This window comes from Chenggangzhangella methanolivorans (assembly GCF_042648545.1).
GTDB classification, from domain to species: Bacteria; Pseudomonadota; Alphaproteobacteria; order Rhizobiales; family Methylopilaceae; genus Methylopila; species Methylopila methanolivorans.
Genome location: NZ_JBHRXS010000023.1, coordinates 1 through 5,097, shown reverse-complemented (window position 1 = coordinate 5,097; position 5,097 = coordinate 1). Strand labels below are relative to the sequence as shown.

Genomic DNA, 5,097 nt, shown 5'->3' with positions numbered 1-5,097 from the left:
GATCAAGTCCGGGACAAGAGCGACCCGTTTCCGGAGAACCCATCGTCGGCGGAGCCGCCTTCCCGCTTCCGTCCCGATCGTCGCCGCCGCCCCCCTTGTCCCGGACCTGATCCGGGACCCAGAACCGATGCGCTTTCCGGGACAGGCGACGCGGGTTCGGCGCTTGCTTCCATGACGATGTCGGTTCTCGGTCCCGGATCAAGTCCGGGACAAGAGCGCCCTCGTTTCCGGAGGATCCACCTTCAGCGTCGAGCTCCCTCCCCGACACGACGGCCGCGTGACGTTTCAGCTTTGAACTGGTCCAATTTCGTGGTCTGCTGCATCGCACCATAGCGATGCGAGGGAACCAATGGGCCTTTCCACCGCCGTCGCCTGGCCGCCCCTGATGGCGGCCGGCCCGCAGTTTCCAGCGCCCGGAGCCTCGCTCCTCCTGTCGGAGGGCGAAGCCTCCGCCGAAGGCGCGATGCGCCAGCGCCCGCTGCTCGAGGGCCTCAGCGACGCCGAAAAGCAGCGGGTGATGGCCCGGGGCCGCAAGCGCGTGCTCTATCGCGGCGCGACGCTGTTCTCCCAGGGCTCGCCCCATGACGGCATCTATCTCGTGGAGACCGGACGCATCCGCGTGTTCTACGCCGCGCCCTCCGGCCGCGAGATCACGCTGGCCTATTGGTATCCGGGCAATTTCGTCGGCGGGCCGGAGGTGTTCGGCGGCGGAACACATGTCTGGTCCGGGATGGCGGCCAGCAATTCGAGCGTCGTCCACATTCCCGGCGCTGCGCTGCGCGAGCTGGTGCTCGAGATCCCGACCCTTGCGATCGGCGTGATCGAGGGGCTGGTGTTCAAGGGCAAGTGCTACTCGACCATGGCGCAGATGCTCGGCACGCGCTCGATCACCGAGCGTCTCGCCCATCTCCTGCTGCACCTCGCCGACCTCTACGGCGTGCCCGAAGACGGCGGCGTGCTGATCGCCGCGAGCTTCACCCATGCCGATCTCGCCCACCTCGTCGGGGCCACGAGGCAATGGGTCACCATTAGCCTGAAGCGCCTCGCCGAGCGCGGCGTCGTGGAGGCGCGGCGCTCCGAGATTCTGATCCGCCGTCCGGACCTTCTGGACGAGATGCGGCGGAGCGGCGACGCCTAATTTCGAAGCATCGATGAAGCAGTTTCGCCTGCCTTCGAGGCGCCGTCACAAATCTCGGAAACTAATCGACCGGCTCGCGCCCTCTTCGTTTGAAGAGCTCCAAAGCCGCTTCGATGATCGGCATGCCGGTTGCGACCGGCGACCCTGATCCCGAAGATGCGAGGCGCGCGATGACGACTTCCTGGATCAACAGAGCTTCGGCGTCGCTCGCAGCGCTCGCCCTGGCGGCCGGCCTCGCGGGCCCGGCCGCCGCCGAGAGCCTCACCATCGGCGTCGGCACGCAGGACGGCACCACCAACACGGTCACGACCGGCGCGGTCATCCGCGAGCTGAAGCTGTTCGAGAAGCACATGCCCAAAACCGGCAAATACGCCGGCATGGACATCCGGCTCGAATGGCAGAACTTCACCTCCGGCCCGCCCGTCACCAACGGCATGATGGCCAACAAGCTGCAGTTCGGCGCGATGGGCGACTATCCGCTCGTCGTCAACGGCTTCACGTTCCAGAACAACGCCGAGTCGAAGTCGCAGCTCATCACGATCGCGGCCTACAACATCTATGGCTCCGGCAACGGCGTCGTGGTGCACAAGGACAGCCCCTACTTCGCGCTCGAGGATCTCAAGGGGAAGGTTCTGAGCGTGCCCTTCGGCTCGGCCGCCCACGGCATGGTGCTGAAGGCCATGCAGGACGCAAAGCTCCCGAAGGACTTCTTCCAGCTCGTCAGCCAGAGCCCCGAGGTCGGCTCGACGAACCTGAAGGAGCAGAAGATCGACGCCCACGCCGACTTCGTGCCCTTCGCCGAGCTCCTGCCGTTCCGCGGCTTCGCCAGAAAGATCTTCGACGGCGTGCAGACCAACCTGCCGACCTTCCATGGCGTCGTGGTGCGGACCGATTTCGCGGAGAAGTATCCCGAGCTCGTCGACGCCTATCTGCAGGCCTCGCTCGACGCCGCCGCCTGGGTGAAGGAAGACCCCAAGCGCGCCGCCGAGATGATCTCCAAGTGGACCGGCACCGACAAGGAAGTCGTCTACGTGTTCCTCGGCCCGGGCGGCATCATGACGGTCGACCCGACCATCAAGAAGCCGCTGATCGACGCCGCCAAGGTCGACGTGAAGGTGCTCCAGGACATGGGGCGCATGAAGGAGTTCGACGTCGACGGCTGGGTCAATGACGGCTTCATCCGCGCCGCCTTCAAGGCCCGCGGGCTCGACTACGATAGCCAACTCGCCTCGACCGACAATTACGAGATCAAGGGCGAGGACGGCTTCTGCAAGACCGCGATCACCGAGCCGCGCAAGGCCGGCGAGATCTGGGTGAAGGACGGCGACATCCTGCCGTTCTCCTCCGCCGCCTGCACGCTCGGCGCCTATCGCGACTTCCAGTCGAAGGGGACCGCGATGAACGTCGCCTATGTGTTCGACACCGCGCGCGGCATCAAGCTGTTCGCCGACAAGGCGTTCTACGTCGCGAGCGAAAAAGGCGAGCTTTCGCCCTTCATGCTGAAGGCGGACGCCGAGGCTTTCGCCAAGTCCTCCGGCGGCAAGATGGTGTCGTTCGATGACGCCCTCGCCGCGGCGACGAAGGGCTGAGGCGGTGGCCGGCCTCGCCGCGACCGCCGACCGGCCGCCTGAGACGGCGGCCGCGTCCCCCATCGCGGCCGCCCGGGAGGCCCCCCGCCTCCCGGCCCGGCTCCGCCGCCTGCCCTGGCGGGCCGCGGCCGTGGGGCTCGCCTCGCTGCTCCTGTTCGTGCTCGCCTGGCACCTGCTGACGACCTACAGAATCAACGTCTACGTCCGCTTCGCCAACGTCCCCTCGCCCGCCGACGTGCTGGCGAGCGCGGAGGCGGCGTTCTCCACCAGCATGTTCTTCTCCCATGTCGGCATGAGCTGCCGACGCATCCTCTACGGCTTCTTGATCGCAGCCCTCGTCGCCATCCCGCTCGGCCTCCTGATGGGGCGGTTCCGGCTGCTGCGGGAAGCGGTGTTCCCGGTCTCCGAGGTGCTGCGCCCGATCCCGGCCATCGCCTGGGTGCCGATGTCGATCATGCTGTGGCCGACGAACGAGCAGTCGATCGTGTTCATCACCTTCCTCGGCTCGTTTTTCCCCATCCTGCTCAATACCTTGCACGGCATGGCGCAGGTCGACCCCGTGCTGGTGCGGGCCGCCCGTTCGCTCGGCGCCAGCGAGGCCGCGACCTTCCGCGAGGTCTATCTCCCCGCGACGCTGCCGCAGATCTTCACGGGCCTCACCGTCGGCATGGGGGTGGCGTGGGTGTCGCTGATCGCCGCCGAGATGATCTCGGGCCAGTTCGGCATCGGCTACTTCACCTGGGAGGCCTACAGCCTCGTGCAGTATTCCGACATCGCCCTCGGCATGATCGCCATCGGCGTGCTCGGCCTCGCGTCGAGCTTCGCCATCCGGCTGATCGGCCGCCTCGTCATGCCCTGGAGCGCCGCACGATGACCGTCGTCTCGATGAAGCGCGCCGAGGAGCCGCGGCTCCTGAAGGAGCCTGTGCACGCCGCTGGGCGGCCGGGCAGGATCGAGATCCGCGACTTCGGCCTGAAGTACGACGCGACCGACGCCGTGAAGGGCGTGTCGCTCACCGTCGAGCCCGGCGAGTTCGTCTCGATCATCGGCCCGTCGGGCTGCGGCAAGTCCACCATGCTGAACGCGCTCGCCGGCTTCCTGAAGCCGACCTCGGGCGAGGTGCTGGTCGACGGCAAGCCGATCACGGGGCCCGGAGCCGACCGCGGCATGATCTTCCAGCAATACTCGCTGTTTCCCTGGAAGACGGTGGTCGAGAACGTCGAATTCGGCCTCAAGATGAAGGGGATCGACCGTTCCGAGCGCCGCCGGCAGGCCCGCACGCTGCTCGGCCTCGCCGGCCTCTCGCAGTTCGAGAACCACTATCCGGACGCGCTTTCGGGCGGCATGAAGCAGCGCGTCGGCATCGTGCGGGCGCTCGCCACCGGCCCCCGCATCCTGCTGCTCGACGAGCCTTTCGGCGCGCTCGACGCGCAGACGCGGCTGATCATGCAGCAGATCCTCACCAACATGTGGCAGCGGCTGAAGATCTCGGTGCTGTTCGTGACCCACGACATCGACGAAGCGATCTTCCTCTCCGACCGGGTCTACGTGATGACCGCGCGCCCCGGCGCCATCAAGGCCGAGATCGCCGTGCCTCTGCCGCGGCCGCGCGATCCCTCGCTCATCATGTCGTCCGAGTTCCTGGCGCTGCGTCGAGGGCTGATGTCGCTGATCCGCGAGGAGAGCCTCAAGGCCATGGGCGGCGAGATCAACGACGACGCGCTGAAGGGCCTCGCGCAGAATTTCGAAGGCCATGACATCGCCCGCGCGCTCTGAACGCGCGGGAAGCTTCACGTTCAAAATCGCAAGGACGGACCGCCGATGACCTATGTCGTCACGGAGAACTGCATCCGCTGCAAATACATGGACTGCGTCGAGGTGTGCCCGGTCGACTGCTTCTACATGGGCGACACCATGCTGGTGATCGCGCCCGACGAGTGCATCGATTGCGGCGTCTGCGAGCCTGAATGCCCGGCGGAAGCCATCAAACCTGACACGGAAGCCGGGCTCGAAGGCTGGGTGGCGCTCAACGCGAAATACGCGGCCGTCTGGCCGAACGTCTCCGAAAAGGGCGAGCCGCCCGCCGACGCCGCCGAATGGGACGGAGCGCCGGGCAAGCTCGAGGCCGTGTTCGGACACGCAGATCCGGCGGCGGCGTGAGCGGGCGCTCGAACCGCCGCCGTCATGCCCGCTCGCGGGCATCCACGACTTTCCTCCAGGCCGCAGCGTTTTCAAAGTCGTGGATACCCGGCTTCGCCGGGCATGACGGCGGAGCCAGCGGGCAACGCAACGATCGATCGAAAGCGACGCCATGAGCAAATATCTCGAAGAGCGCGTGACGCATGTGCATCACTGGACCGAGACGCTGTT

The 5,097-nt window shown here is 66.7% G+C and carries 6 protein-coding genes; 5 read left to right on the top strand and 1 reads right to left on the bottom strand.

Annotated elements, in window-relative coordinates:
* Positions 1-349 precede the first annotated feature (349 nt).
* The 5 genes from ACFOWB_RS26000 (at position 350) to fdxA (ending at position 4,887) form a co-directional block, all read left to right on the top strand.
* Complete coding sequence (locus ACFOWB_RS26000; RefSeq protein WP_378150277.1) at positions 350-1,138, top strand: Crp/Fnr family transcriptional regulator; 789 nt, start codon at positions 350-352, stop codon at positions 1,136-1,138.
* A 170-nt stretch (positions 1,139-1,308) separates the two neighbouring features.
* Positions 1,309-2,727: an ABC transporter substrate-binding protein gene (locus ACFOWB_RS25995; protein ID WP_261404421.1), complete on the top strand. Its 1,419-nt coding sequence runs from the start codon at positions 1,309-1,311 to the stop codon at positions 2,725-2,727.
* Entirely contained in the window at positions 2,696-3,601 is a 906-nt protein-coding gene (locus tag ACFOWB_RS25990; protein ID WP_378150274.1) for an ABC transporter permease, read from the top strand. Before ACFOWB_RS25995 ends, ACFOWB_RS25990 begins: the two co-directional genes overlap by 32 nt.
* An 11-nt stretch (positions 3,602-3,612) precedes the next feature.
* Positions 3,613-4,503: an ABC transporter ATP-binding protein gene (locus ACFOWB_RS25985; protein WP_378150279.1), complete on the top strand. Its 891-nt coding sequence runs from the start codon at positions 3,613-3,615 to the stop codon at positions 4,501-4,503.
* 45 nt (positions 4,504-4,548) lie between these two features.
* Positions 4,549-4,887, top strand: a complete 339-nt coding sequence (fdxA, locus tag ACFOWB_RS25980; protein WP_378150272.1) for a ferredoxin FdxA — start codon at positions 4,549-4,551, stop codon at positions 4,885-4,887.
* A 22-nt stretch (positions 4,888-4,909) separates the two neighbouring features.
* Here the strand turns inward: fdxA and ACFOWB_RS25975 are convergent.
* Positions 4,910-5,097 (bottom strand): hypothetical protein (locus tag ACFOWB_RS25975; RefSeq protein WP_378150270.1); only part of this gene is annotated, 188 nt, incomplete at its 5' end.

Coding starts and splice junctions, on each gene's coding strand:
- ACFOWB_RS25990 (WP_378150274.1), top strand. CDS start 2,696: ATGACGCCCTCGCCGCGGCGACGAAGGGCTGAGGCGGTGGCCGGCCTC.
- fdxA (WP_378150272.1), top strand. CDS start 4,549: ATGACCTATGTCGTCACGGAGAACTGCATCCGCTGCAAATACATGGAC.
- ACFOWB_RS26000 (WP_378150277.1), top strand. CDS start 350: ATGGGCCTTTCCACCGCCGTCGCCTGGCCGCCCCTGATGGCGGCCGGC.
- ACFOWB_RS25985 (WP_378150279.1), top strand. CDS start 3,613: ATGAAGCGCGCCGAGGAGCCGCGGCTCCTGAAGGAGCCTGTGCACGCC.
- ACFOWB_RS25995 (WP_261404421.1), top strand. CDS start 1,309: ATGACGACTTCCTGGATCAACAGAGCTTCGGCGTCGCTCGCAGCGCTC.